This window comes from Pseudoalteromonas lipolytica (assembly GCF_001306915.1).
In the GTDB taxonomy this organism is placed as follows: Bacteria; Pseudomonadota; Gammaproteobacteria; order Enterobacterales; family Alteromonadaceae; genus Pseudoalteromonas; species Pseudoalteromonas simplex.
The window spans coordinates 1-599 of sequence record NZ_LJTC01000051.1 but is presented as its reverse complement, the minus strand read 5'-3'; the positions used below and the strand labels follow the sequence as shown (position 1 = coordinate 599).

Annotated in this window: 1 rRNA gene; it reads right to left on the bottom strand. The window is 40.9% G+C overall.

Annotated features, from left to right (window positions below):
* Nucleotides 1-375: 375 nt before the first annotated feature.
* Nucleotides 376-490: ribosomal RNA gene (gene rrf, locus AOG27_RS20990) — 5S ribosomal RNA — on the bottom strand.
* Nucleotides 491-599 lie beyond the last annotated feature (109 nt).

Genomic DNA, 599 nt, shown 5'->3' with positions numbered 1-599 from the left:
GGTTCGGCTATTACCCTCATAAAATAAAGACACTGCGAGCAATCGCATGCGTTTTCGTGCGTTTGGTTCTTTTCGAGAAAGCGCTAAAAGCTGTTCAGATATGTTTGAATTCAATGTTATTAGCCGGTGATTTTATATAGCCTATATTAGATCAGATATTTAAGCGGAATGGTATTAGCGCAAGGTGAAGTAAGCCATTTTAGAGATCGCCAAGCTGTTAGACCAGTAGAGATTTTAAGAATTTTTAATCATGGGTTATGAAGAGGGTCACATGGATTGTGTTGGGTTTCGCTCCGCTCTACCCAACCTACCTAACTGAAAGCTACAAACGCAAAAAAGCCCGACTCTTTTGAATCGGGCTTTCTCTTATTTGGAGCCTGGCGATGACCTACTTTCACATAGCAGCTGCTACACTATCATCGGCGCTGTTTCGTTTCACTACTGAGTTCGGCATGGGGTCAGGTGGGTCCAAAACGCTATTGTCACCAAGCAAATTTGGTTTGTTAATCGCCTTGGCAATTAACTAAAATCTGGAATTCTGATATCAAGTAATTGTCTACTTTAGTAACTTAACTTCTGTCTGTTACGCTGTCATAAAA